The sequence below is a fragment of the Lysinibacillus sp. FSL M8-0355 genome, assembly GCF_038008985.1.
GTDB classification, from domain to species: domain Bacteria; phylum Bacillota; class Bacilli; order Bacillales_A; family Planococcaceae; genus Lysinibacillus; species Lysinibacillus fusiformis_D.
In genome coordinates, this window is sequence record NZ_JBBPAI010000001.1 from 2,803,296 (window position 1) to 2,829,980 (window position 26,685).

22 protein-coding genes are annotated in these 26,685 nt (G+C 39.1%); 5 read left to right on the top strand and 17 right to left on the bottom strand.

The genetic code is table 11. From position 1 onward, the window contains the following. Positions 1 to 96: 96 nt before the first annotated feature. From MKY46_RS13640 to MKY46_RS13685, 10 genes are all read right to left on the bottom strand, one after another. Positions 97 to 3,324 (bottom strand): collagenase, encoded by a 3,228-nt coding sequence (locus tag MKY46_RS13640; RefSeq protein WP_340834507.1) that lies wholly within the window; start codon positions 3,322 to 3,324, stop codon positions 97 to 99. Positions 3,325 to 3,830: 506 nt separating this feature from the next. Continuing rightward, entirely contained in the window at positions 3,831 to 4,421 is a 591-nt protein-coding gene (gene leuD, locus MKY46_RS13645) for a 3-isopropylmalate dehydratase small subunit (RefSeq protein ID WP_036128340.1), read from the bottom strand. 31 nt (positions 4,422 to 4,452) lie between these two features. Next, positions 4,453 to 5,862, bottom strand: a complete 1,410-nt coding sequence (gene leuC / locus MKY46_RS13650; protein WP_058844542.1) for a 3-isopropylmalate dehydratase large subunit — start codon at positions 5,860 to 5,862, stop codon at positions 4,453 to 4,455. A 17-nt stretch (positions 5,863 to 5,879) separates the two neighbouring features. After that, positions 5,880 to 6,980, bottom strand: coding sequence for a 3-isopropylmalate dehydrogenase (leuB, locus tag MKY46_RS13655; RefSeq protein WP_036123302.1), 1,101 nt, complete (start codon positions 6,978 to 6,980; stop codon positions 5,880 to 5,882). A gap of 368 nt (positions 6,981 to 7,348) precedes the next feature. Beyond that, a complete protein-coding gene (gene ilvC / locus MKY46_RS13660) occupies positions 7,349 to 8,383 on the bottom strand; it encodes a ketol-acid reductoisomerase (RefSeq protein ID WP_036123296.1) in 1,035 nt (344 codons plus the stop codon). Between the two features lie 85 nt (positions 8,384 to 8,468). After that, the gene (gene ilvN, locus MKY46_RS13665; protein ID WP_036123293.1) at positions 8,469 to 8,984 is read right to left on the bottom strand and encodes an acetolactate synthase small subunit; all 516 of its coding nucleotides are present in this window, start codon (positions 8,982 to 8,984) and stop codon (positions 8,469 to 8,471) included. Continuing rightward, entirely contained in the window at positions 8,981 to 10,747 is a 1,767-nt protein-coding gene (ilvB, locus tag MKY46_RS13670) for a biosynthetic-type acetolactate synthase large subunit (RefSeq protein ID WP_340834509.1), read from the bottom strand. The genes ilvN and ilvB overlap by 4 nt, the downstream gene beginning before the upstream one ends. 483 nt (positions 10,748 to 11,230) lie before the next feature. Then, positions 11,231 to 12,901, bottom strand: a complete 1,671-nt coding sequence (gene ilvD / locus MKY46_RS13675; protein WP_036123280.1) for a dihydroxy-acid dehydratase — start codon at positions 12,899 to 12,901, stop codon at positions 11,231 to 11,233. A gap of 372 nt (positions 12,902 to 13,273) precedes the next feature. Then, the gene (locus MKY46_RS13680) at positions 13,274 to 14,596 is read right to left on the bottom strand and encodes a D-arabinono-1,4-lactone oxidase (RefSeq protein ID WP_036123277.1); all 1,323 of its coding nucleotides are present in this window, start codon (positions 14,594 to 14,596) and stop codon (positions 13,274 to 13,276) included. After that, complete coding sequence (locus MKY46_RS13685; protein WP_036123274.1) at positions 14,584 to 15,759, bottom strand: amino acid deaminase/aldolase; 1,176 nt, start codon at positions 15,757 to 15,759, stop codon at positions 14,584 to 14,586. The genes MKY46_RS13680 and MKY46_RS13685 overlap by 13 nt, the downstream gene beginning before the upstream one ends. A 767-nt stretch (positions 15,760 to 16,526) precedes the next feature. Between MKY46_RS13685 and MKY46_RS13690 the strand changes: the two genes are divergently transcribed. Next, the gene (locus MKY46_RS13690; protein ID WP_036123271.1) at positions 16,527 to 16,784 is read left to right on the top strand and encodes a GlsB/YeaQ/YmgE family stress response membrane protein; all 258 of its coding nucleotides are present in this window, start codon (positions 16,527 to 16,529) and stop codon (positions 16,782 to 16,784) included. Positions 16,785 to 16,819: 35 nt separating this feature from the next. Here MKY46_RS13690 and MKY46_RS13695 read toward each other — a convergent pair whose 3' ends face one another. Beyond that, entirely contained in the window at positions 16,820 to 17,518 is a 699-nt protein-coding gene (locus tag MKY46_RS13695) for a lytic transglycosylase domain-containing protein (protein WP_036123269.1), read from the bottom strand. Between the two features lie 204 nt (positions 17,519 to 17,722). Here MKY46_RS13695 and mscL point away from each other — a divergent pair, with 204 nt between their 5' ends. From mscL to MKY46_RS13710, 3 genes are all read left to right on the top strand, one after another. Next, on the top strand, positions 17,723 to 18,112 hold the full coding sequence (gene mscL / locus MKY46_RS13700) for a large conductance mechanosensitive channel protein MscL (RefSeq protein WP_036123266.1): 390 nt from the start codon (positions 17,723 to 17,725) through the stop codon (positions 18,110 to 18,112). Positions 18,113 to 18,966: 854 nt separating this feature from the next. Next, on the top strand, positions 18,967 to 20,082 hold the full coding sequence (locus MKY46_RS13705; protein ID WP_036123256.1) for a methionine biosynthesis PLP-dependent protein: 1,116 nt from the start codon (positions 18,967 to 18,969) through the stop codon (positions 20,080 to 20,082). 3 nt (positions 20,083 to 20,085) lie between these two features. Beyond that, positions 20,086 to 21,246 carry an aminotransferase class I/II-fold pyridoxal phosphate-dependent enzyme gene (locus tag MKY46_RS13710; protein WP_036123254.1) on the top strand — a complete coding sequence of 387 codons (1,161 nt, stop codon included), beginning with the start codon at positions 20,086 to 20,088 and terminating at the stop codon, positions 21,244 to 21,246. A gap of 137 nt (positions 21,247 to 21,383) precedes the next feature. On the opposite strand, the gene MKY46_RS13715 is transcribed toward MKY46_RS13710, so the two are convergent. Continuing rightward, positions 21,384 to 21,812, bottom strand: coding sequence for an NUDIX hydrolase (locus MKY46_RS13715; RefSeq protein WP_036123251.1), 429 nt, complete (start codon positions 21,810 to 21,812; stop codon positions 21,384 to 21,386). Positions 21,813 to 21,881: 69 nt separating this feature from the next. Between MKY46_RS13715 and MKY46_RS13720 the strand changes: the two genes are divergently transcribed. Next, positions 21,882 to 22,376 (top strand): GNAT family N-acetyltransferase, encoded by a 495-nt coding sequence (locus MKY46_RS13720; RefSeq protein ID WP_080717084.1) that lies wholly within the window; start codon positions 21,882 to 21,884, stop codon positions 22,374 to 22,376. A 34-nt stretch (positions 22,377 to 22,410) separates the two neighbouring features. Here the strand turns inward: MKY46_RS13720 and MKY46_RS13725 are convergent, their stop codons facing one another. The 5 genes from MKY46_RS13725 to MKY46_RS13745 form a co-directional block, all read right to left on the bottom strand. Beyond that, complete coding sequence (locus tag MKY46_RS13725; RefSeq protein WP_036123248.1) at positions 22,411 to 23,289, bottom strand: YwqG family protein; 879 nt, start codon at positions 23,287 to 23,289, stop codon at positions 22,411 to 22,413. 31 nt (positions 23,290 to 23,320) lie between these two features. Then, the gene (locus MKY46_RS13730) at positions 23,321 to 23,659 is read right to left on the bottom strand and encodes a cupin domain-containing protein (RefSeq protein WP_340834511.1); all 339 of its coding nucleotides are present in this window, start codon (positions 23,657 to 23,659) and stop codon (positions 23,321 to 23,323) included. Positions 23,660 to 23,679: 20 nt separating this feature from the next. Then, positions 23,680 to 24,216 (bottom strand): hypothetical protein, encoded by a 537-nt coding sequence (locus tag MKY46_RS13735; RefSeq protein WP_340834513.1) that lies wholly within the window; start codon positions 24,214 to 24,216, stop codon positions 23,680 to 23,682. A 118-nt stretch (positions 24,217 to 24,334) separates the two neighbouring features. After that, positions 24,335 to 24,487: a YpzG family protein gene (locus MKY46_RS13740; protein WP_004231380.1), complete on the bottom strand. Its 153-nt coding sequence runs from the start codon at positions 24,485 to 24,487 to the stop codon at positions 24,335 to 24,337. 129 nt (positions 24,488 to 24,616) lie between these two features. Beyond that, positions 24,617 to 26,602: an AraC family transcriptional regulator gene (locus MKY46_RS13745; RefSeq protein ID WP_340834516.1), complete on the bottom strand. Its 1,986-nt coding sequence runs from the start codon at positions 26,600 to 26,602 to the stop codon at positions 24,617 to 24,619. Positions 26,603 to 26,685: the final 83 nt, after the last annotated feature.

Sequence of the window (26,685 nt, forward strand, 5' to 3'; positions counted from 1 at the left end):
CTTTTTAAACTAGGAATGTCTTACGTACACTATTTAGTTTTCAATGCTACTCGTCACACTAAAAACAAGAATTTTCGTTTATCTTAAAAAATAGTATTAGTGTACATTAACAGTATATGTTCCATTTTCATTATCAAATTTATAAATATATAAATAATACTTTCCTGGTTTTGCATTTAATTTTCCTTTTATAATACTTCCATCTTCCTGTCCATAGGAAGTGTAATTTTGCATATCAGACTCATGATAAAGTACCCATGTCATGCCAATTTGATTTTCATTTACGACAGAAATATCTATTTCTTTTGGAGACGTAACATCGAATTGATATATATCCGTATTATCATCATCAAGCAAGCTACCTTTTATTGGCATATTAAATGGCATTATAGTCGCTTCTTCGGGATGATTATTTGGTTCTATCTCTGTTTGCGCTCCATTCCGTACATTTACTGTATATGTCCCGTTTTCATTATCAAATTTATAAATATATAAATAATATTTTCCTGGTTTTGCATTCAATTTTCCTTTTATAATATTCCCATCTTCCTGCCCATAGGAAGTGTAATTTTGCATATCAGACTCATGATAAAGCACCCATGTCATGCCAATTTGATTTTCATTTACAACAGAAATATCTATTTCTTCTGGAGACGTAATATCGAATTGATATACATTCGTATCCTTATCAATCAAACTACCTTTTAGAGGCATATTAAATGGAATGATAGTCGCTTCTTCTGGATGATTATTCTCTGTTTGCTCCCCTTTCTGTACAGTTACAATTGTTTTAGCTTTACTTGCTATTCCCTTATCATTTTGCACTGTTAATATCACATTATATGTTCCTTCAGCTTCATATACATGAATAGGGTTTGGCTCTTCACTTGTTTTTCCATCACCAAAATCCCAAAGATAAGAAACGATATCTCCATTGTGATCTTTTGAACCATCGCTTTTGAACTGGATTTTTTCATTTTTGATTCCAGTATATGGACCATTTATAGATACAAAAGGCGCTTGATTTTCTCCCTCATCCGTCGCAATGCCATGGAAAACAACATCATATTCAAACTGGTTTGCCGCATTCACACGGTAGTTTACAAAATACGCTGTCGCTGTTTTATAGCCGCTCCATTCTTTTTGCGACAGTTGCTCCAATACTTGGTTCACTTGCTTACTCATCGTTTTCCAATCTTGAGATTCACCTTGTGTTTCACTACCTATATACGTGCCTTCGAGTGTAAATGTATTAAAAAATTGAGATTTATGTTTTGTCATATTTCCATTTTTCATGTTAGCAATATCGACAATTTCTTGCTCCACTTCGTCTAACGCTTTTGGTTGATGTTGCACTAAATAATCTTCTGATACTTGTGGTACCTCGTATTTTTCTTGATTATCAATCAATTGCTGCATATAGGCTTGGTATTCCGCATTTAGTTGTGGATCTTTACTTAAAGTGTCACGATACGCATCATAATTTTTCACATCGTTCGCTCGAATTAAATCTTGAATCCTATCAAATGTATCAAATTGGTGATTATACATATAAGACTGCAATGCAAATGAATAGTTATAAAAATCCCATGATCCATATTTTGCAAACATTGTTTGTTCAGCTGTATAGCGTTGTGATGGATCCTCCGATAATCCACTAATAATACTCTTACGTGGAACAATGTCATTTGTACGCGTTGATCCAGCGAAAAATTCTGCATTTCCTTCCTGGAACCATGTTAGTCGCTCGTTTTGGTACATATCACCTGTTCCGAATAAACCTGGAACCTCATACCTACCCTGTAAATAATGTGTATATTCATGACGGAACAACTCTTCTAAACTATAAATACTTTGCTCTGGCGTCCGTTCATATGTAAAGAACGTTCCATTCTCTTCAATATAAATACCACCATTATTTGTTTCATATCCATACAATTGACGGTTTAATCGATATTGATCTGGAGAGTTATAAATGACTACTGTTAAGACATCGTCAGCATTACCTGGTTCTAATGCTTTATCATTCCCAATTACACGATGATATTGTGCTTTTACTTCTTTTGCAGCCCAGTATAATCTTTGAATTTTGTCTTCTGTTACTTGATCTCCCGTTTTAAATACAATGGATCCATCATCAAATGTATATGTTTTCGGTAGATACTGCTCCTTTCCTTCTTCACGTACTTGCTGTAAATCTACTGTCTTTCCACTATAGTCTTTTCCACCATAATTTGTAGTAATTTGCTCTACTGCTACAAAATAAGCTTCACTTAAATATGGATACATTTGCATCGCTTGTGTAACAACTTCTAAACCTTTATTCGGATTACTATGGAAGCCTCCTAAACGCCCTGCATAATAAATGCCATTATTGATTAACCAACTATTGTTATCTGTCACATTATGTATAAGAGCAATTTTATTAACTTCATTTATGAAGCTATCAATTTTGCCATACCACATCGTCGTATTAGCTTCTTTACGAGTATCATATAAATACGACTGTAAGTCATAATCAATGCCATGTATTACATCGTATATAGCTTGTCCTTTTGACGACTCGTCTTCAAATGTAGAGAGATTTTCGTTATACTGCTTTAAAATCTTCGTAGCAAGTTGAACTGTTTCCGCATCACTAGAAGCATTACCTATTAATTTCCCATAGGCAGATACTACTTTATCTTGTTCAGCTGTACCTAGTTTAAAGTTCGGATTCTTAGCTATTTCTTTTAATGCTGGTAAACACTTATCTTGGAAACTTCTCTCGTTTAAATAACCTAGTTCGTTATTATAAAATGCTACATAAAAAGCCGAACGCAATAGCTCAACAAATGTTTCAATCCCCTTTGAATCATCTTTCGTAAAAGAACTTCCTCTTTTCCCCAATTCATTAATAATCACTTGCATGCGTTCTTCATTTTGATAGAAAGCTTTTGTTTCCTCACTGAATTGGAACAAGTCTGTTATTTGATACCACCGAATATTTCCTAGCGTATCAATTAGCTCACGATCGTTCATTTTATTAAGCTCTGCCATCGAGTACTTTTCCTGCAATTGCTTCGTATCAGCCTGTTCTATAATTGGAGCTGGATGTTGCGAAAAATCTCCAATTTCCAAACGTTCATCAAATGATAATGTTTCATCAGCCTTTGTAGAGTGTACAATTTCATCTTTCGACGTTTCTATGCCAATTGGTTTCATTTGTAATACATTATAGGGCGTTTTTTCTGCTGCTGATGCTTCTGCTTGTAACCCTCCTAACGACAGTGCCATTGTGCTAATCCCAATTAACACTTGATTGAATTTAAATTTTTTCTTCATAATAAGTCCTCCTATAGTACTACATTACTTATTTGGTAATATATTTATTATTTGGTACTATATTACCCATTTTAAAATAACATATTATGTAAAAATATCAATAGATAATGTTATATTTAGGAATTTTTTCTTTTATAATTTGAACACTAAGACACAATTAGACCATAGAACTTAGTACCTTCCATTTATATATGAGTATGGGGAAGCTAAACATTTCTTTAATAGACAAATCACCAGAAACTCATTCAACATCATATTTGGGAATCGTCTGTGGAGGAAGCCGAACATTTACGACATGAGAATGAAGGGATTAATACTTGGATGTTAGGCTGAAGAGAGGTTTTCTACTAGATAAATAAACGAAATCAATAGCAGTCTCTAGTTTTCATACTAAATGATCTTTGGGTGCTAATTGATCCATCAGTAGTGGAAATCAACAGCTTTACTTTATTTCACTGTAAAAGAAAAAACTGAAGACAACATAAAGTTGTCTTCAGTCTATCAAGTTAATAGGCTATCCGCTTTGCTTCATAGGCAGCAATATGGTCTTCGTATTTAAAGGTTAAGGCGATTTCATCCCAGCCATTGAGTAACGTTTCCTTATAATACGGATCAATCGAGAATTGATACACTGTACCATCTTCACCCGTTACAGTTTGCTCTGCCAGATTTACTTCCATTGTGTACGGCTTTGCCAAACCTTTAGCCAGAATATTATCGCATTCGGCTTCTGTTAGCTTAATAGGTAAAATTCCATTTTTAAAGCAATTATTATGGAAGATATCTGCAAAGGAAGGTGCTATTACTACATTAAAACCATAATCTAAAATGGCCCATGGTGCATGCTCACGAGATGAGCCACAGCCGAAATTATCTTGTGCTACTAGAATTTTTGATGCATTAAATTCAGGTTTATTTAATACGAAGTCTGTTACTTCATTGCCTTGCGCATCATAGCGCCAGTGATAAAATAAATACTGCCCAAAACCTGTGCGCTCAATGCGTTTTAGAAATTCCTTTGAAATAATTTGATCTGTATCGACATTTTTACGATCAAGTGGTGTGATGACACTATTGACGATATTAATTGGTTCCATTTTTACTCATCCCTTCCGTGTAAAGCAAGATTTACACAGTTTCCTTGACAAATTCACGCACATCAACAAAATGACCTGCAATCGCAGCGGCTGCTGCCATTGGTGGTGATACTAAATGTGTACGAGAACCCGCGCCCTGACGTCCTTCAAAGTTGCGGTTAGATGTAGAAGCACAGCGTTCACCAGCTGGTACGACATCATCATTCATGGCTAAACACATGGAGCAACCTGACTCCCGCCATTCAAAGCCAGCTTCCATAAAGATTTTATCCAAACCTTCTGCCTCCGCTTGCTTTTTCGTAGTATGTGACCCTGGCACAACGATCGCTGTGACCTTATCGTGCACCTTGCGTCCTTTGATGATATTAGCTGCCGCACGTAAATCACTAATTCGTGAATTTGTACAGGAGCCAATAAAGACATGCTGGATGTCAATGGATGTTAAGGATTGCCCTTCCTCTAAGCCCATATAAGCAAGCGCTTTTTGAAGTGCCGCCTTATCAGAGTCATCCTCGTAATCTGCCTGTGTAGGCACATATCCTGAAACACCCGTACCCATCGAGGGATTGGTACCCCATGTAATGATAGGTTCAATTTCTTCTGCTTGTATGATACGAACTGTATCGTACGTAGCATCCTCGTCTGAGGCAAGGCTTAGCCAATAAGCAGCTGCTTCCTCTAATTTTTCACCTTGGGGTGCATATTTGCGACCACGAATATAATCGACGGTTGTTTGGTCAGGTGAGATGAGCCCTGCTTTTGCTCCTGCCTCAATCGACATATTACAAATCGTCATACGTTCTTCCATTGATAATTTGTGGATTGCCTCTCCAGTGAACTCCACAATATGTCCTGTACCAACGCCAATGCCGAACTTCGCAATAATGGCTAAAATAATATCTTTAGCTGCTACGCCAACTTGTAGCTCCCCTTCAACACGAATTTCCATCGTCTTCGGCTTATTTTGCCATAATGTTTGCGTCGATAATACATGCTCTACCTCTGATGTACCAATCCCAAAAGCAATTGCCCCAAAGGCACCGTGAGTGGATGTATGTGAGTCACCGCAGACAATTGTTTTACCTGGCTGTGTTAGCCCTAGCTCAGGCCCGATAACATGTACAATGCCTTGGTCAGGGTGACCCATCCCTGCTAGCTCAACGCCAAATTCTTCAGCATTTTTAGCCAATGTTTCGATTTGATTGCGTGCAATGGGATCATGGATAGTCTGTAAATTTTTCGTTGGTACATTATGATCCATTGTCGCAAAGCTTAAATCAGGACGACGCACTTTACGTCCATTCAAACGTAGCCCTTCAAAAGCTTGCGGAGATGTTACTTCATGAATTAAATGAAGATCAATATATAACAGGTCCGGTTTGCCCTCTTCCTGATAAACTACATGTTTATCCCAAATCTTTTCAATTATATTTTTACCCATTGTCTTCACCTATTTCTTTAAATATATGTTGTCATAATGCTTTGTGAAACAAAGCTAGTATCAATTTCATTAATTACTTTATCTGTCCATTCATTTGTCGAAAGAATACGATTGCCATCACGGGCTAGATCTGCTGTAAAGTAACCATCATCAAATACCGCACTAACAGCACGCTCAATTTCTGCTGCCTCTTCTGTTAAACCAAATGAATATTGCAGCATCATAGCGACAGAAAGAATGGTTGCTGCAGGGTTTGCGACTCCTTGCCCTGCAATTTCTGGTGCTGACCCATGTACTGGTTCATATAAGCCAAAATTATCGCCACGGATAGATGCTGATGGTAATACACCTAAAGAGCCAGTAATGACAGAAGCTTCATCGCTTAAAATATCACCGAACATATTTTCAGTGACTACAACATCATAGTGTCCTGGGTTTGTAATAAGTTTCATCGCCACAGAGTCTACTAGATTATGTTCTACGATCACATCTGGATAATCTTTTTTCTTAGCTTCTACGACTTCTCGCCATAAGCGACTTGTTTCAAGCACATTCGCCTTATCAACAGAGCATAATTTGCCGCCACGTAAACGTGCTAGCTCAAAGGCATTTTCAACAATACGTTCCACTTCTGCTTTTGAGTAGACCGTTGTATCAATTGCGCCATTTTCAGTACGCATACGTGGTTCCCCGAAGTATACGCCGCCTGTTAGTTCACGGACAATCATTAAATCAACGTTTTCAGCTACTTCACGTTTCAGTGGTGAAGCATCTAGTAAACTCGGGAACGCCTTTACTGGACGTAGATTTGCAAAAAGATCGAAGTGTTTGCGAATTCGCAATAACCCTTTTTCCGGGCGTAATTCAGGTGGATTCTGATCCCACTTTGGACCACCTACAGCACCTAATAAAATCGCATCACTATTTTCACACATCTCGATTGTTTCTTCTGGTAGTGGATTATTATGCTGGTCGATAGCAGCACCTCCAATTGTTGCATACCCTAAATGAAAAGTATGATTAAATCGTTTACCAATCACTTGTAATACACGTACAGCAGAAGCAACAACCTCAGGGCCAATCCCATCACCAGGAAGTACTGTAATTTTTCTCTCCATCATCAAAACACCTTTCTTTGTATAGCGCATTCGCTAATTTAGTAAAGACGCCCACCTACCATTAATTTAGGTGGGCGCATTCATTACGTCTACGCGTAATTTTTTGTGAATGGATACAATACGCCATATCATCATTGCATCCGACTTGTGAATGGTATGTCATACGATTCACTACCTTTAAAACCTATACAGGATGTGCTCCCGAAGGCATGCTATTAAATGACGGTTAATGGCATTTAATAGCAGCTTCTAAACATCTTGAGAGGAGTTACGGCCGGTAGTCGATATATCCTCATAGTAAATTTTCAGCTGCGGTTAAGTAGATCTCAGCCAATTGTTCACCATTGTGAAGCGCAGTATCGAAAATATTAATTTTTCGCACTTGCCGCTACTTCTCGCACAACTTTTTCTTTCCCTTCGTTGATGAATGGCATCATAGCACGTAATTTCGCGCCAACTTCTTCGATTTGGTGGTTCGCACCAGCTTCCTTGAATTTTGTATATTCTGGACGACCATTTTCATTTTCTTGAATCCAACGACGTGCAAATGTGCCATCTTGGATATCTGTTAACACGTCTTTCATACGAGCCTTTACAGTTTCATCAATAATGCGTGGTCCTGCCACATAATCTCCCCACTCTGCTGTATCAGATACCGAGTAGCGCATTGTAGCCATACCACCTTCAAACATTAGGTCTACAATTAATTTAAGTTCATGTAGCGTTTCAAAGTAAGCTAGTTCTGGTTGGTAGCCAGCTTCTACTAACGTTTCGAAACCTGCTCTTACTAGCTGTGTTGCACCACCACAAAGTACTGCTTGTTCACCGAATAAATCTGTCTCTGTTTCTTCTTTGAATGTTGTTTCAAGTAAACCACCTCGCGCAGCACCAATTCCTTTCCCATAAGCAAGTGCTAAATCTTTTGCTTGCCCAGTAGCATCTTGATGGATAGCGAATAGACCTGGTACACCAGCACCTTCTTGGAATTGACGACGAACTAAATGTCCTGGTCCTTTTGGTGCTACTAAAAATACGTCAACATCTGCTGGTGGTGTAATTTGACCAAAATGGATATTGAAGCCGTGCGCAAACATCAGTGCTTTACCAGCTTGTAAATATGGTGCAATTTCTGCTTCATAAACGGCTTTTTGACGCTCATCTGGTAATAAAATTTGAATCACATCTGCTTCTTGTGCAGCCTCAGCCACAGTTTTCACGTCAATACCATCGGCTTTCGCAGCATCGAATGATCCACCTGGGCGAACCCCAACTACTACGTCAAAGCCTGATTCTTTAAGGTTTAGTGCATGTGCATGACCTTGTGAGCCGTAACCGATAATAGCGATTTTTTTTCCTTTTAATACGTCCTCGTTGATGTTTTGTTCATAGTACATTGTAGCCATAGTTTATTTCCTCCTAGAATTTGGTTTGGTTTTCATAGCTTTAGCAACTTGCTGTTTCAATAAAGCTATCAATTTTATATGCAAACTATTTTAAAATAGAGAGCTGTGGGTTTGAGATTTTTTGCGTTTCACGCACAGAGGCAGTGGCTCCTGTACGTGTCAGTTCTTTAATGCCATATGGTCGAATGAGTTCGATAAAGGCATCAATCTTTTCTGGGTGCCCTACTACTTGATACGTCACAACATTTTTGGCTGTATCAATAATTTGTGCACGAAATGGTTCAACAATCGAATTCATTTCCAAGCGTAGATTTGGTGGTGAAATAACCTTTACTAGCGCCAGCTCTCGCAGAACAATTGATTTGTCGGTAATATCATTGACTTTTAACACATCAATTTGCTTGGATAATTGTTTTACTAGCTGCTCGATTTTGCGTTCATCCTCAACATTGACAACAAAGGTCATCTTAGAAAAATTTGGTTGTTCAGTATGCCCTACTGTAATCGATTCAATATTGAACTGTCGCTTCATCAACAAACCTGTCAATCGGTTTAATACACCACTTTGGTTAATCACAGTTACAGTAATTACTCGTTTCAATTCTTTTTCACCCCAATCATTTCATGTAAGCCTTTGCCTGGTGCTACCATTGGGTAAACACATTCAAGCTGTTTCACTCGACAATCAATTAATACTGGCTCATCAGAAAGTAGTGCCTCACGGAAAATATTCTCCGCCTCATCGATTGTGTTAATACGATAGCCTTTAATATTATAGGCATCCGCTAATTTAACAAAATCTGGTTGGATTGGCATCAGCGACGATGAATAACGTTCTTCATAGAATGTTTGTTGCCATTGGCGCACCATTCCAAGACAACTATTATTCAAAATCACTATTTTTACTGGTAAGTTAAATTCCTGTAGAATAGATAGCTCCTGTGCCGTCATTTGGAATCCAGCATCTCCTACAATCGAAATAACTTTTTTGTCTGGCTTCGCAAACTGAGCCCCAATTGCGGCCGGGAAGCCGAAGCCCATCGTACCAAGTCCACCAGACGTTACCCATGCATGATCATTATTTAAATGGTAGTATTGTGCTGCCCACATTTGATGCTGCCCTACATCTGTCGTTACAATGGCATCACCCTCTGTAATCTTGTGCACTAATTGCAATGCCTCTTGTGGTAAGATTTCTTGCGTATTGGCATCTTTGCAATACCACAATGGGTATTCATTCGCATGATTATTTAAAAAGGCTAGCCAGTCTGCTGTATCAGGACCTTCGAAATCCTTTTTCAACAATGCCTTTAACGCCTCTTTTGCATCCGCAACAATCGGAATATCTGTCGGTACGTTTTTACCAATTTCAGCAGGGTCAATATCGATATGGATAATCGTTGCATTTGGTGCAAATGTGGCTAAATTTCCTGTTAAGCGATCATCAAAACGTGCACCGATATTGAGTAGTAAATCTGTTTTTGTGATGGCTGTATTCGCTGTAACCGTACCATGCATCCCTGCCATTCCAAGGAATAAATCATGTTCCCCATGAATGGAGCCTAGCCCTAGCAATGTATTCGTTACGGGGATACGGTATTTTTCAGCAAAGGCCGTTAATTCCTCACGTGCGTCAGCAAAAAGAACACCTGCACCAGCTAAAATAACTGGATTTTTTGCCAAAGAAATTGCTTGGATCGCCTTTTGAATTTGTAAATAGTTTGGTTGATAGGTTGGTTGATAGCCTGGTAAATAAATTTCATCTGGTGCTTGTGGTGGATTCTCTACATCAAACAACATTTGTGAAACGTTTTTTGGAAAGTCCACAACCACTGGTCCCTTACGTCCAGTGCTTGCAATATGGAATGCTTCCTTCACAATACGTGGAATGTCATTGACATCCTGCACTTGGTAATTGTGCTTTGTGATTGGTGTCGTAATCCCCATGATATCAGCTTCTTGGAAAGCATCTGTTCCAATGACAGATGTAGCAACCTGACCTGTGAAGACAACTAATGGGATGGAATCAATCATGGCATCCGCAATACCTGTTACGAGGTTTGTTGCACCAGGTCCACTTGTGGCAATGACAACGCCTGTTTTACCTGAGACACGTGCATAGCCTTCAGCCGCATGAATAGCCCCCTGTTCATGTCTTGTTAAAATATGGCGAATCGGATTTTTATACATCGCATCATAGATTTGTAATACGGCTCCACCTGGATAGCCAAAGATGATTTCAACACCTTGATCATGCAAAGCCTGCACTAAAACATCTGCACCGTCCTTCGCTTGATAGGTTTGTTCAGCCGTTGCTGTTGTTGCTAATTGTTCTTGTTCATTGATTGAAACATTCGCACTCATCAATTTATGCCTCCTTCATTTCTTTCAAAGTCATACATCAGTGTTCTAGATTAGTAAAGTGCCACTAGCTGGTAAGTCTACCTCTCTTCCTTTTCATTGAGAGTTTGCTCATTACGTCGTGAAAATAATAAAAAAGCCCTTTTCTCCACACGCAAAGAACTACCTTACGTAGGGATGAAAAAGACTTTCCATGGTACCACCCTTTTTTATAGCAAATAATTGCTACCTCGCGAATAAATGACTGCATTTATACACCTATGCAAAAAATTTCACATCCAATAGGGTGTCATAAAACATTTATTCATTAATAACGAGCACTTTCGACTATGCCCGGAGCTATCTAATGGTGTAAACACGTTTAATAGCCCACTCCGAGGGGATGTCGGATCTAGTTGTATCGCCGGCTTCCAGCACGACCGGCTCTCTGGTAGATACAAGGCTCTAGAACCTTTAACCTCATCAACGTTTTCATTTATCTAGTTGTTAAATTTTCATTACGCCACCAGTGGAAGCGTTCGTCACTAATTTTGAATATCTTGCTAACCAACCACGTTTGATTTTTGGCTCAAAGACTGGTAATTTTGCACGACGTTCAGCTAAAACTTCATCTGAAACTTGTACATTAATCGTACGATTTGGTAGATCAATTTCAATAATATCTCCGTTTTCTACTAAGGCGATTGGACCGCCTTCAGCAGCTTCTGGTGAAATATGACCAATTGAAATACCTCGAGATGCACCTGAGAAACGACCATCTGTAATTAATGCAACCTTTGTACCAAGACCACGACCTTGAATCGCAGATGTTGGTGCAAGCATTTCAGGCATCCCTGGGCCACCCTTAGGTCCTTCATAGCGAATGACGACTACATGGCCCTCTTTCACTATTCCATTATCAATATTTTCCTGCGCTGCTTCCTGGGAATCAAAGACGATTGCCTCTCCCTTGAATACTTTGATGGAAGGATCAACTGCACCTACTTTAATAACGGAGCCATCAGGTGCAATGTTACCAAATAACACCGATAACCCACCTACAGCACTATAGGGATTGTCTTTTGTTCGAATGACTTGATCATTCGTGATGTGATAATCTTTGACAAGCTCACCCATCGTTACACCTGCAACGGTTGGGCGATCTGGATGAATAGCTCCCGGAATGGATGTTAATTCATTAATAATGGCACTAACACCACCCGCTTTATTGATATCATCCATTGAAATATCGGATGCAGGCATAATTTTCGCTAAATAGGGTACTCGCTCTGCTACTTTATTAATATCTTCAATGTTGTAATCTATTTCTGCTTCATTGGCAATGGCTAATGTATGAAGAACAGTGTTTGTGGAGCCTCCCATTGCCATATCAAGAGCAAAAGCATCATCAATTGACTCTTTTGTAATAATGTCGCGTGGCTTAATGTCTTCCTTGACCATACGAATTAATTGTTTGGCTGCTTCTTTAATCAGCTTGTGACGCTCTTCAGAAGTGGCAACGATTGTACCATTCCCTGGTAGAGCAACACCGAGCATTTCCATTAAACAGTTCATCGAGTTGGCTGTAAACATCCCTGAGCATGAGCCACATGTTGGACATGCATTATTTTCAATATCTAACAACTCTTCAGATGACATCTTTCCTGATTTATGGGCTCCTACGCCTTCAAAAACAGAGGTTAAAGAAAGCTGCTTGCCTGAAGCAGAAGTACCAGCCTCCATTGGACCACCAGAAACAAAGATAGATGGTACGTTTGTGCGAACTGCTGCCATCAGCATCCCTGGTGTAATTTTGTCACAGTTTGGAATATAAAATACACCATCAAACCAATGTGCATTAATAACTGTCTCTGCTGAGTCTGCTATAATTTCACGACTTGGTAATGAATAACGCATACCAATATGCCCCATTGCAATACCATCATCGACACCAATTGTATTAAATTCGAATGGAATACCACCCGCTTCAATAATGGCTTCTTTCACTACATCAGCGAACGTACGTAAATGAACGTGACCTGGTATTATGTCGATATATGAGTTACAAACCCCAATAAATGGTTTGCCTAAATCTTTTGCTTTTACTTTGCCTGTTGCATATAAAAGACTTCGATGTGGCGCTCGATCTACGCCTACTTTAATCATGTCACTTCTCATTTTAAACGCCCCTCATTGCTATCCATACTATGTTCGTTGCTATAGACAAAATGTTCTGTCTTTTTAATTTTTGTTTATAGAGTAGCAGCCTACTAGATGGCTACTGCTGTAACGAACGTGTTAAATTGTTGTTATCATAGTACGAAAAAAAGGTCTCGTCAACAGTATTTTTTGAATTGTTCAAACAATTAAAAAAATCTGTCAAAATTGAAATCGTTTACATGCTGATTAAGCATCAGTTTTATCTCGCTTTGATAAAAATTTTGACATTTCGTTCAAATTTTAATTTTTCAATAATAACCAACAATGTAAGAGACCATTGATTCCCATATTTTCGGACAAGTTGAATCATCTTATCTATAGAGATAACGCTTACAATAGAAACAATTTTTTTAAGTAGCCTGTAAAAAATACTTGATCGGGATCATATTGGTGTCGTATTTTTAAAAACTTTTCGATCTCTGGATACAGTTCGTAGACGGTTTGTGCTGTTAAATGATGTTGTTTGCCCCAGTGAGGTCGGCCATCATATTTTTGCATCAAAGTATGAACCCATTTAAAATAAGGCTCTTCTGACATCCCTTTATACATATGAAAGGCTATAAAAGCAGACTCGCGCCCCTGTGTTGGACTTAAAAAGCCTGCTTCCCCTGCAGTTGTTCGACACTCTAATGGGAAATGAACATTAAAAATCCCTTTTTTAAAGGTTGTATGAATTTCCTCCAAGCATGCTTCAAATTGAGCGAGTGGAATGGCATATTCACTTTCTTGGAACTTCACACTACGAGGAGAAGGATAAATTTCATAGCTTATGCCCACTTTTTCACTTTTCACCACATTTGCGGCTGCTATTTTACTCATAGCACCACTTAACGCTGGTTTCCACTTACAAAGTTCTGACATGGCAAAGAAAGCACCATTTTCTACAATTTGAAGCTTTAACGTTTCTATTTTTTTATTCCATTCACTTTGATAGATGGGTGCTACAGCATTCATCCGTTTTACTTGAATCGTCTCACTACCAGGGAAATAAAACCATTCCACATGGCGATGTTGGCGAATATCCTCTGCGAATAGTGTGAGACCATTGCTCAAAGTTTCTCTTGCCCCAACATAATGCAAGCTATAAAGTGGCATGACTTTGATCGTTACTTTGACAAGGACACCAAGCATACCGAGCGATACGTGTAGTGCTTCAGATAAATCGTCCATTCCCCTCCTGTGCTCCTGATATGTGCCAGTGCCATCTACAAACCCCCATGTCATGACAGCAGACGACAGAGAACCAAGTGTAATCCCTGTACCATGTGTACCCGTTGATACTGCTCCTGCAATCGTTTGCTCCTGAATATCCCCCATATTGATTAAAGCAAAGCCGTGCTTCTCCAGCATTGGTCCAATTTCATATAGGTAGGTACCAGCCCATAATGTTGCCTCCTGCTTTTCCTCATTCACAGCGATTAATCCACGCATATTATGTAAGGAAATAGCGATATGCTCAGGCATAGCCACAGCGCTAAAAGAGTGAGCTGCCCCTGTGACCCGAATCGTTTTTCCCGCTTCACGTGCATGCTTGACAATGGTTGAAACTTCTTCAACCGATTGTGGTAAGTACATTTCACTCGGATAAGAAATAACATTCCCCGCCCAATTTGTCCACTTTTCACCATTACGCCATTTTTCTATAGAAAACATTGTCCATCCCCCCTATATGTTGTGTAAGGCCCCATATACTTGTCCTCTCGAATCCCATGGAGTACTTGAAAACGCTCACAAAGCTCCCCTGCTTTTGCATGTCTAAAATAGATCGTATCACCAATATTAATATGTTTTCCTTTGACCTTTATAGGCGTTTGTACTTCTCCTGCTCCTTCTAAGCTAAGGTATGCAAAATTGCTAGGTTCATAGAATACAGGTAAGCGATCCAATCCAATTGCTCCAGAAGCCGTATAACCCCCACCATGACAAACAACAATATTTTTTTCAGGCTTTCTCGTTACACTCAAAGCAAATCCAGCTGCCTTTTCTAGCTGTAAATGTGTAAATTGATCGAACAATGCAGGTGCATAAAAAGCGGAGCCTACTGTAATTTCAGTCACTTCTTTCTGCTGATTGGTATATAACATGCTCCCTGAGCCTCCACCATTGACGAAGCGTAAGTTTGGAAAATACGCCTTGATATGGGCTATCGCTAAGCGACGAAATTGGGTTACTTGTTTTTTAGCTTGTACTTGCATTGCCTCAATCACTTTGCCTTTTAATGCATTCGCAGGACGATTGCCAACGCCTGCTATTTGAGCCTCATAGCCCATTGCACCTACAACCTCAATCGCTGACGTTTTTTGAATCTCTTGCAAAAAAGGTGTCAGCGTCTCAAGAGAATACAACGATGAACGTTTAGTCCCGAAATACAGTACTTTAAAATCATTCGAAACATTAATATCAATGCAAACCTGTACACGTACACCTATTTCTAGTCCCAGCTTCGCTAATAGTTGGATATGTTCTGGCCGATCCACCATAAAAGTAACGCTTTTCCCGTCTTTGACGAAATGTAGCAAGCGACGAATAGCTGCTTCCTCCATTACTGGATAGCCCAGTAATAAATCATCAAATTGCTGCTGTAGTAAAAAAATGGTCTCTGCCGCTGTGAATGTCATAAAGCCTACAACATTAGCAAGGTTTTTCTGAACATAACGAAGCACTTCAACAGAACGAATCGATTTTGTCGCAATACGAATTTGCTTGCCACCACAAGCCTCTTGCACAGTTCGTATATTTTTATCCAGCGCATCTAAGTCCAACCAAGCAAATGGTCTTTCCAAATCACTAAACGCTCGATCCAATCTTGTCGTCATTTAATCCCTCCTGTATATACTATGTATTTGACAATTTACAGAATAATTTTGTTATTCATGAGTCAAAATAAAAACAACCGTGCGCTTTTTATTCAATAAGTCGACACAGTTGTTTTAGAATGGGACAAACATTTCATTCACCTTTCTATTCAATTGGTTACGATGCGTATAAGAAATCGGCTGCAAGATTTAGCAGCACTAACAAATGCAGACCAGCAATCAGAAAACCTTGACGATTTAAACGTTTCATAACAGCCATATTCATATGCAACACGCTCCTTTTTTCTACATTATAATCCTTTTAAACAGAATTTTCAAACTATTAAAAGGTGAAAATTTAACCATTTTCCATTCATATAAATAAAAAATGAACAACCGTATAATTGATTGAAATTCTGCTTCAACAAAAAATGCATTTTTTCATGGATAAAAAGGTGGTTTTTGCAAATATTTAGTCAAACGGCTGATTTTGGAGCGTTCCATCTATTTTTGGTACGGATTGAATGCGTGAACATACTATAGAAGTAAGCGAAAATCGGTGTATGTACAATATAGAAGTAATTGTAGTTAATGTGGACATTTTCACAATCATTTATGCAGTTGGAGTTACGTTAGTGTGGGCATGATGAAAGAGCTGCATTCATTTGTCTACAGCCATTATGACAGCATGTAATAATTACTAAACAAAATCGCAGTGTTTAATCTACTCCATTCAGGGTATAACTAAGTAATCGCCATTATATCTTAATTTTAAGGAGATGAAAATAATGATTAGTTTCATTTGGTATTTAATCATCGGAGGAATTCTTGGATGGTTAGCTGGCGTAATTTTAGGTAAAGATGTACCTGGTGGCATCATCGGGAATATTATTGCAGGGATTGTTGGTTCTTGGATCGGTAGTATGGTTTTAGGGAACTGGGGTTGGAGAGTAAGTGATTTCTACGTGTTCCCAGCACTGATCGGTGCCGTTGTGTTGATCTTTATCGTCAGCCTTATTTTAAAAGGTATGCGTAAAGCAACTTAAATATGTAATAAAGAGCCATCCATGGTGATGGCTCTTTATTTTGCTTCATTCAGTAAAACGGTTGCTCGGAGTTCATCGTGATAATCATTATACAATTGGTAGTAATACAATACATTTTCCACATATTCTTCACTATGATTGTATTGATACACAGCTTTCTTAATATTACCTTTGGCAGCGCCGTATTTAGCTAAATAATTAGCTGCACTAAATACCGCATCCTCAATATCATAGGGATCGGCTATACCATCCCCATTCGCGTCTACGCCATATCCTCCATATTTAGCAATTGTCTCTGGATTCATTAATTCAGCCTTCGTGATGTTTCCTTTTCCTAGTCCTGAACAAGTAGGATGCTGCCAGCCAACGAACGTGCACGGCATAAATTGCATATGCCCTTCTGCCCCGGCAGATGAAACCATTGATTTCACTGTAGAAAATCTCGTTTCAATTCGATGATGTGCAGCAAGCAATGTCCATGGCACACCATATTTCTCCTCCGCTGCTACATATACCGGAATGTATTTCTCTGGAATGTCCATATCGAAATGTTGTTGAATCTCCTCAATTGCCTTTTGCTGTGCAAGCTTTTCAAAAATCGGTAATGTTTGAAGTTCCTTCCACGCAAAAAATGTCAGGACATACACTGTTATCGCAACGGGAATCAATAATGCTATCATACCCAATTTTGTAGCGGGTGATAACATGGCTTTGTTGTTCTTTTTCTTTGTCATACGTCACACCTAATCTAGTATTCTTTTTCTATATTACCAAATTTTTCGTTATATGTAGTAAATCTTTTAATTTTTGTAAGATAGAAACTTCCAGTTGTAGGATGCTATTCATTTTCACTATAAAAGCAGTTGAAAGGTTTGCTAAAAATATAGTAAAATACAGGTTGATTCATTATATTGGATAATAATAGGGAGGCATTTATTTTGTGGAAAGACTTTAAAGAATTTGCAATGAAAGGCAATATTGTCGATCTAGCAGTAGCAGTAGTCATCGGTGGTGCTTTCGGTAAAATTGTTACCTCCTTAGTTGAAAATATCATTATGCCATTAGTTGGTATTTTAACAGGTGGTGTTGATTTAACAAAGAGCTTTGTTTTTGGCTCTGGTGAAGCCCAAGTCAATTTAGGTGTATTTCTACAATCAATTATTGATTTTTTAATTATTGCATTTGCCATTTTTATGGCGCTCCGAATTATGACGAAGCTTACACGTAAAAAAGAAGAAGCAGTCGTTGAAGAGCCAGCTCCTGAATTAGATGCAAAAGAAGAGCTCCTCAAAGAAATTCGTGATTTACTCAAAAAAGAACAAGCCTAACATATGACACCAAAGGATCTGCCTTATTCGAAAGAGGCAGATCCTTTGGTTTTGTATCCTTCTCTTTGGATGTTCTATCCGCTGCTTTCCTTATTCTATCCACCAACTTTATGCGTATCCTTCTCTTTCTCTGTTCTATCCATCTCTTTCCGCATTTTATCCACTACTTTCCTTACTCTATCCACCAGTTTTATGCGTATCCTTCACTTCCTTTGCTCTATCCATCTCTTTCCACGTTTTAACCGCTACTTTCCTTATTCTATCCACCAACTTTATGCGTATCCTTCTCTTTCTCTGCTCTATCCATCTCTTTCCACGTTCTATCCGCTGCTTTTCTTATTCTATCCACCAACTTTATGCGTATCCTCCACTTTCTCTGCTCTATCCTTCTCTTTCCGCATTTTATCCACTACTTTCCTTACTCTATCCACCAGTTTTATGCGTATCCTTCTCTTTCTCTGTTCTATCCATCTCTTTCCGCGTTCTATCCGCTACTTTCCTTACTCTATCCACCAACTTTATGCGTATCCTTCTCTTTCTCTGTTCTATCCATCTCTTTCCGCGTTCTATCCGCTGCTTTTCTTATTCTATCCACCAACTTTATGCGTATCCTCCACTTTCTCTGCTCTATCCTGTTAACTTAACTAGAAGCTCCCACACATTGTTGCTCATAATTTAATAATCAATCTCCTACTATTCCTACGTGATTAACTATAAATAATCTAGCTAATTTTCAGAAAACACCCTTGTTCTTCTTTAGTATCCATGTTAAATTGGTAACAATTATTGAGAATACTAATAAATTGAAAGCGAAAATTGTCGCTTTTAATAATATTGGAGAAAAGAGTGACGTCATGACATTAAACAGAAGTATTGAAACAAAACTTGTACAACTAGGAAATTTAAGTGACCCCATAACAGGTGCTGTGAGCCCGCCGATCCATTTATCGACTGCTTATAAACATGCTGGAATTGGGGAATCTACTGGCTTTGACTATACACGTACAAAAAATCCTACACGTGCTCTTTTAGAAGAAGGGATTGCTGATTTAGAGGGGGGCGATATGGGCTTTGCCTGTAGTTCAGGGATGGCTGCTATTCAATTGGTGTTATCCTTATTTAAACCAGGCGATGAGTTAGTCGTGCCTGATGATTTATATGGCGGTACCTATAGACTATTTAACTTCTTCCAAGAAACCTATAATATCAAGCCTGTTTATTCAAAGTTTGAATCGGTTGAACAGGTGGAAGCATTAATAACTGAAAATACTCGTGCGTTATTCATTGAAACCCCAACAAATCCACTTATGCAGGAATTCGATTTACAAGTGTATGCAGAGTTAGCCCATAAGCATGGAGCCTGGTTAATTGTAGATAATACCTTCTATACACCATACTTCCAACGCCCTATCGAATTAGGGGCAGACATTGTCCTTCACTCTGCTACAAAATATATCGGTGGTCATAATGATGTTTTAGCTGGTTTAGTTGTGGCTAAAGGTAAGGAATTAGCTGAACGCATTGGCTTTATTCATAATGGCAGTGGTATGGTGCTAGGCGCTATGGATTCGTGGTTACTTATTCGCGGTTTAAAAACTTTACATCTCCGATTAAAACAGCATGATGCAAATGCAAAAGCCATTGCTGCTTATTTAGAGGAAGAAGCATTAGTGACTGATGTACTTTATACAGGAAAAGGTGGCATGCTGTCATTCCGCTTGCAAAAACCTGAGTGGATTGACCCATTCCTTCGTCACTTAAAGTTAATTACTTTTGCTGAAAGTCTTGGCGGTGTGGAAAGCTTTATTACATATCCTGCCACACAAACACATGCAGATATGCCATATGAAGAGCGTGTTGAACGTGGCGTTTGTGATCGTTTACTTCGATTCTCTGTCGGTATTGAGGAAGCAGAAGATTTAATTGCAGACTTACAACAAGTATTCGATATCCTAAGAAAGGAGGCATAATTTATGAAGCAACGTATTGAAACGAGCCTCATTCATGCAGGTGTTCGTGATGGCTATGGTAATAAAAAAGGGGCTGTCAATGTTCCCATGTATCTGTCCTCTACCTTCCATCAAGAAAGTATGGATGAGTTTGGAGAATATGATTATGCTCGCTCAGGCAACCCTACGAGAGACGCATTAGAAAAAGCTGTGACAGAACTTGAAGGTGGTGTTCGCGCTCATGCCTTTTCTTCGGGCATTGCAGCGGTATCAGCAGCGTTAATGCTGTTATCCCAAGGGGACCATATCGTCATGACCGAGGATGTTTATGGTGGAACCTATCGTTTTGTGACAAAGGTGTTACCACGCTTTGGGATTTCCCATACATTTGTAGATTTCACGGATCTAGCAGCAGTAGAAGCAGCAATAACGCCAGCTACGAAGCTGCTTTATATGGAAACACCATCAAATCCGACATTAGGCATCACAGATATTCGTGGCGTGGTGGCACTAGCGAAACAACACCAATGTCTGACATTTTTAGATAATACCTTTATGACACCGTTACACCAACGTCCACTAGAACTTGGAGTTGATGTCGTCATTCATAGTGCAACTAAGTTCTTATCTGGTCATTCTGATATTATTGCTGGCTTAACAGTTACAGCAGATGACAAGCTAGGACAAGAGCTATACTTTATCCAAAATTCTTTTGGCAATATTTTAGGTGTACAAGATTCTTTCACACTGCTACAAAATATCAAAACAACAGATGTGCGCTTTAGTCGCTCTGCTGAATCTGCACAAAAAATTGCAACATTTTTAACTACAAATCCACTGGTTGAGCAAGTCTACTATCCTGGACTTGCCTCACATCCAGGGTATGACATTCATCAGCGCCAAAGTACAAGTGGTGGGGCTGTTTTGTCTTTCCGTTTACCAAGTTATGCAGCCGCCAAAGCATTAGTCGAAGCAATGACAATTCCTGTTTTCGCGGTCTCTCTTGGGGGTGTGGAATCAATTCTTTCCTACCCAGCAAAGATGAGTCATGCTGCTATGGAGCCTGAGGAGCGTGCAAAACGCGGCATCACAGATGGACTTTTACGATTTTCAGTGGGACTTGAGCATGTAGATGATTTAATCGCTGATTTTGCACAAGCCTTAGAGATTGTGGCCAAGGCTTGATTGAACCAACCTGAAAGAGACCGTTGAAAAACCCTAACTATTTTACGAAACACTCATTGCGTGTTTTATCATAGTTAGGGTTTTCTATTTGTTAATAGCTAAAGTAGTCATGCCACCGCATCTTTATAATCCTACGTTCAATTTTTCACCTTTCCTAACACACGGTATAAATAATCACCATGCCCCTTTGCTAGTAGCGCTTCTTGCTCAGCAGAAATCCAATAAAATGAAAAAATTAAATCCGCTTCATTTAAGCCCGTTGGATGATGTTGCCATGAATCTTGTGTTTCATCGGATGTTAAATGATAAAAATAACGTTTCTGTAAAATACCTGACGGATGATTAAAATAGTCCTGTGCAATTAACCTCTGAACGACAAGTGTTGTTAGACCAGTCTCCTCCAACATTTCACGCTTCACAGCTTCTAAAGGTGTTTCGCCCTCTTCTACTGTACCTTTGGGCACTTGAATACCTGCACCAACTGAATTCTGTTCAAATACGAGCACTTGTAATTGTTCTTCATGCTCTCTCGTAATATAGCCAAATGCTTTTTCCACTACTTGCATGAAAGTGACCCCCCATTTCGACTGATTGAATGTTACAATAAAGATAAAAATTGGAATTGCAGGTGAAAAGTGTTGACATTTATTATACGACAGATGCTAGAAAATGACATTACATTTGTACAAGAAATTGCTAGAACAAGCTGGCACCATACATATGAAGGAATCATCCCTCGTGATATTCAAGATCGCTTTTTACAAATGGCGTATAGCAGTAACCGTTTAACACAGCGCTTCACTACTAGCCTATTTTTAGTCGCAATCGTCGATGAATCGCTAGTAGGCTTTGCTAATTTCTCAAATGTTACACATGGTGAGGCAGAGCTGCTTGCCATTTACTTGCATCCTGATAGCCAGGGGAGTGGTATCGGTTCAGCTCTTTTACAAAGAGGGCTAAACATGCTTCCCAGCCTATCGTCATTATTTGTTTGTGTAGAAAAAGAAAATACAATTGGTATGCATTTTTATCAGGCAAAGGGGTTCGAAAAGCTAGTAGAATTCGATGAGTGTTTCGATGGTTATCCGCTTAAAACAGTGAAAATGGTGAAACAACATGAAAAAGGATAACGGTTGCTTTGACAACCGTTATCCCCCTTCGTTTTTAAAAGCATTGTAAGACAACCCATGTCTGATCAAAGCGGGTCTTTTGGCAATCATCCTCACGAATCCAAAAATACAATCTACCGCTATCTCCCCACATATATCCAAGCTCTTCTTCTGAATCAAGTTGAAGCAATAATCGCCAGTCTGTTGCCCCAGCCTCTAATTCCCTTCGAAGGGGATCATTATAACCAGTTGAATCGCCACAATATAAGCCATTGGAGACAAGCTGACATTGTAAGTACATATCCCCTTGAATAGCATCTGGAAAACCGTCTATGCGATGAACGGCTCCATTTGCATCAGCTTCTTCCATCGATTCATATGCAAGGTCTCTCAAATTATCTGCTTCCTCTTCCGTTAGAGTTTCTTCTAAATCATCCCAAAATGGAGATTCCCAGGGCGGGAGTGTCCATTCATTTTTAAACTGCAGACTTGCACTGGCAATGTCGCCATGTTTGAGTAAGATAGCAGGTATTTTTATTCTTGTAAGGCTACTAACTGGTTCTGTGAAATAGAAAACATTGAAGCCATCATAGTCTTTCGGATCGTATCCCCATGGTTGCTCGGCTGCATCATAGAAAAAGGACAATAATCCATCTGTAGGTAATAAATTGTTGGTATCGTAAGGTTTGATATCCTTTACATGTAGTTGGCAAAGGAAATACAACGGTCTCTTATCGTTCGTATATGGCCACACAAAATCTGTGGGAACATCCGGACAGCCACCTATTTTTGAATGGCCAATCGGAATTTCTTCATCAGCATTTTGCTTAGCTACCATACGTATAGAGCTTCTAGTATAAGCTGCTATTTGCTCAGCCTTATGTGCTAACCCATAGTCTTTCAACCATTTGTTCCATTTTTCTGTGTTGCTCAATGCCTTCCCCTCCTACCGTTACACACGTTTTTTATGTAAGATGTATATGCTCAGCTTGGATCACAAGTGCTGTCAAGCCTGTCGTACTACCAGATTCATGCGCCTGCCCTTGATGCCAAAGTACACCCTGTCCAGATTTTATGGTGATTTTTTCATCATCTTCACCACGAACCCAGCCTTCGCCATGCATCACGATAAAAAGCTGAGGAACAGGGGCTTCATGCATACCAACTACCCCATCTGGCTCAATATAGATAAAACCGATATTCACTGGCTCTTCTGTTTTCATAATGTTCCGATAAAATGCATTGTTTGATTGATATTGATGAATTTGCTTCGCTAAATCTTGTGTATATGAGATGAATTGCATTTTTCTATGTTCCTTTCATGCTAGGCTAATTCTTCCTGTGCAAATGCTAGCAGTGTACCATCTTCTGATTTGCCATAAAAAGCAAAGGCATCATAGCCAATACTTTTTATCGTCTCCCAATCTGCTGTTTCTCCGTTGAGTAGCTGTACATTGCCATGTTCATCTACCTCATAGTCTTCTGCTTCTTCGTCATAGTCAATATTATAGAAAAATGATAGGGCAACTTCTGTTGTGGGCAAAAGATATTTCCGTAGTGGACGATGGATACGCTGCTCCTCCGTAAATTCATCACAAAATAGCGCATTATAGCCATGTAGGGTTGCATCAAATAGCAAAATTTCCTCCGCCGTTAAAGGGTCTTTTGCAACAATTCTAGCGGTTGCTCCAGAAATGAAAGGCAATGCCTCACCTTCGATTGTTAGTAAATCTCCATAGTACCAAATTTCAAACTGTTTATTCCCTGTGCTGGAACAAAGCTGTAACTGTGATTCAACTGCCTCTAGCTGTTCAACATTTTCTGCATATGACTGTAAATAAGTTGGAATAGTAATATTCATAGCCTTCCTCCCCTTTTCTTCCTTATAACGTATTATAATACATTCCGCCTTCTATTTTTATCCATAAAAAAACCCAGAATTTTTTCTGGGCTTGATGACACTTACTTTTCTAGCATGATTAAAACTGACGGGCCTTTGCTTCACTTCGCAAGAGGCGATTATGGAGAGTTATCTCCGTTTCACCATTTACTTGCGATTTGGATCGCTTAATCCTTGACCAGTTGCGGTGGATTTTTTGAGATTTTGGATCTAATTGTTCGAACCTACTCATTTTTCATCCTCCTCATCATTATAGATTTCATAAGTGAAATCTTCTTTATTATGACCAGCTAGGATGAATTTATACAAACGGCCATTCATCAGAAAATAGCTCTACTTTATTGCAAAATGAATACAGGTTTTACTTGCTTTTTATTTTTTTCTCCAATAAAACTTTGACAATTTTCTCAAGTTGTAGGTCTAAAGAGTAAGGATCTTCCATGACAAACTCATCATCGAACTCACCATACATATAAACATTGCCATTTTTAACAGCAGGTGCTCCCTGCCAAATCGGACTATTCAAAATTTCTTCTGCATCTTCTTGCGAATTGACATAGACAAATACATGATCGCCTAAATACTGTGGCAATACCTCTAATGAGATATTTTCAAAGCCCTCTTTCATGTTTAAAGCTTGCTCTGTTGGAGGTAATTTCAACATCTGATAAATGGTGTTACTACCATAATTCCCTCCCTCAGCAGCTAACACAAATAAACCTGTAGGGCTTAATTGCACGACTGATACCGTTTCACCTTCTTTAATGATGCCATCGATTTGTTTTCGAGCATCTTCTACCCTCTGTTCATAGTCTTCTATCCATAACTCAGCTTCCTGCTCTTTTCCAAATACTTCAGCAATTCTTCTAAATTTTTCTAATGGCCCGGCCGTCGAAAGCTCTTCCCAGTAAGGAATAAAAACAGTGGAGCCGATTTTTTCGTATTGTTCAATATTTTTCTCAATCGACCCAATGATTAAATCGGGCTCTAGCATAATGAGTTTTTCAGGATTCATTGGGAAGCCACCTAAATTCTCGATTTTAGCGAGCGTTTCTTGCGGAATCCCCGCTTTCTCAATCCAACCTTCCGTTAACATGCCTTCACGTACACCAACTGGAATAATTCCTAACTTTAAAAGCTGCCCCATATATTGATCAGCCGCTACACGCTGTGGCTGAGCTGGAATTTCTACATCACCTCTAGGCGTCGAAACAATTCTTGTCTTTCCTTCCTGTACAGCCTCTTGTCCACTATTTGCTTGTGATTCCACTTGATTTGTCGCAGATGATGAGGCTCCATTTGTATTTGAGCATGCTGCTAGCAGCAATGATAGGCACATAAACAACGTCATAGCCTTTACTTTCATATTTTTGTACTTCGACATTTCATTTACTCCCTTTCGTTGATAATGATTTTCAATTTCATCATCAATATAACACTCGAATTGTTTTGGGAGAATAGCATATCTTCTTTTCCAAAGTGGCAATTCTTCATCTTCCAGTTGCCGCTTTTGCCTCCATGCCACTTTAAATTGTGCTGGAGATACACCCTTGTATCGTTTAAAGCTTCGGCTCAAGGAATGACCGTCAGGATAACCGACATGCTCCGCAATTTCCTGCAACGTAGCATCTGTTTGCACGAGTAATGCCGCTGCTTTATTGACACGCATTTCACCTAAATAATGAATCGGGCTTGTATGCATTTTTTCTTTAAACAGTTTTGATAAATAACCAATGCTACAGCCTAACTCTTGCGCTATGATGTCTAGTGTTAGAGGCATATGCGCATGTTCCTCTATATAGCGAACTGCCTGCGCCACCATATCTGGCTTTACGGGATGAATTCCCTGTCCATGCATTTGCCGCAATAATTCATAGATAAATTGATAGAATAATGATTTTATATGTAAATTTTTCAGATCTTTGTCATGGGCCTGTTGCCAAACTATCTTCATCTGCTCTGCTTTGTCCAGTAATGCAAGAGGATGAGCTGGCACAAAAGCATATTGATAGTGGAAAGGATTATGATTTTCCATCAAGGCTACCATTTCTTGGCGATGAGGTAACGGAAGTATTGCCTTATAGAAAATCATAAAGTATTCAAACTCTTTCTCCGCTACAATCTCTACATCCACCCCTTTTCCTGCATGCAGGACGTGGAACGGATGTACCAGATGTCTGTTTTTATCCAGCCAGATTTGAGCATTCCCTCTTTTTGTATAGAGAAAGGCACTGGTCGGCAATCGATAGGGACCAAAATCCTCTCCCTGCTCCATCATTGTCAATCGTACATCCATAATTTTGATGTATGCGTGATTCCATAAAAGTATATGATCACTTAATTTCATCGAGCTCAAGCACTCCTTCTAGTTTAACCAATAGCATGTCTCTAGTTTAACAGAAATCCCACTAATTGATAATAATTCTCATA

What these genes read in the sequence shown, in the direction of transcription:
- MKY46_RS13745 (WP_340834516.1), bottom strand. Translation starts at nt 26,602, where the DNA reads ATGAAATTAAGTGATCATATACTTTTATGGAATCACGCATACATCAAA.
- MKY46_RS13690 (WP_036123271.1), top strand. Translation starts at nt 16,527, where the DNA reads ATGATTAGTTTCATTTGGTATTTAATCATCGGAGGAATTCTTGGATGG.
- MKY46_RS13680 (WP_036123277.1), bottom strand. Translation starts at nt 14,596, where the DNA reads ATGTTTTCTATAGAAAAATGGCGTAATGGTGAAAAGTGGACAAATTGG.
- ilvD (WP_036123280.1), bottom strand. Translation starts at nt 12,901, where the DNA reads ATGAGAAGTGACATGATTAAAGTAGGCGTAGATCGAGCGCCACATCGA.
- leuC (WP_058844542.1), bottom strand. Translation starts at nt 5,862, where the DNA reads ATGGGTAAAAATATAATTGAAAAGATTTGGGATAAACATGTAGTTTAT.
- MKY46_RS13710 (WP_036123254.1), top strand. Translation starts at nt 20,086, where the DNA reads ATGAAGCAACGTATTGAAACGAGCCTCATTCATGCAGGTGTTCGTGAT.
- MKY46_RS13705 (WP_036123256.1), top strand. Translation starts at nt 18,967, where the DNA reads ATGACATTAAACAGAAGTATTGAAACAAAACTTGTACAACTAGGAAAT.
- MKY46_RS13735 (WP_340834513.1), bottom strand. Translation starts at nt 24,216, where the DNA reads ATGAATATTACTATTCCAACTTATTTACAGTCATATGCAGAAAATGTT.
- MKY46_RS13715 (WP_036123251.1), bottom strand. Translation starts at nt 21,812, where the DNA reads ATGCAAGTAGTGGAAAAAGCATTTGGCTATATTACGAGAGAGCATGAA.
- MKY46_RS13740 (WP_004231380.1), bottom strand. Translation starts at nt 24,487, where the DNA reads ATGAGTAGGTTCGAACAATTAGATCCAAAATCTCAAAAAATCCACCGC.
- MKY46_RS13695 (WP_036123269.1), bottom strand. Translation starts at nt 17,518, where the DNA reads ATGACAAAGAAAAAGAACAACAAAGCCATGTTATCACCCGCTACAAAA.
- MKY46_RS13685 (WP_036123274.1), bottom strand. Translation starts at nt 15,759, where the DNA reads ATGACGACAAGATTGGATCGAGCGTTTAGTGATTTGGAAAGACCATTT.
- leuD (WP_036128340.1), bottom strand. Translation starts at nt 4,421, where the DNA reads ATGGAACCAATTAATATCGTCAATAGTGTCATCACACCACTTGATCGT.
- ilvB (WP_340834509.1), bottom strand. Translation starts at nt 10,747, where the DNA reads ATGAGTGCGAATGTTTCAATCAATGAACAAGAACAATTAGCAACAACA.
- MKY46_RS13730 (WP_340834511.1), bottom strand. Translation starts at nt 23,659, where the DNA reads ATGCAATTCATCTCATATACACAAGATTTAGCGAAGCAAATTCATCAA.
- MKY46_RS13640 (WP_340834507.1), bottom strand. Translation starts at nt 3,324, where the DNA reads ATGAAGAAAAAATTTAAATTCAATCAAGTGTTAATTGGGATTAGCACA.
- leuB (WP_036123302.1), bottom strand. Translation starts at nt 6,980, where the DNA reads ATGGAGAGAAAAATTACAGTACTTCCTGGTGATGGGATTGGCCCTGAG.
- ilvC (WP_036123296.1), bottom strand. Translation starts at nt 8,383, where the DNA reads ATGGCTACAATGTACTATGAACAAAACATCAACGAGGACGTATTAAAA.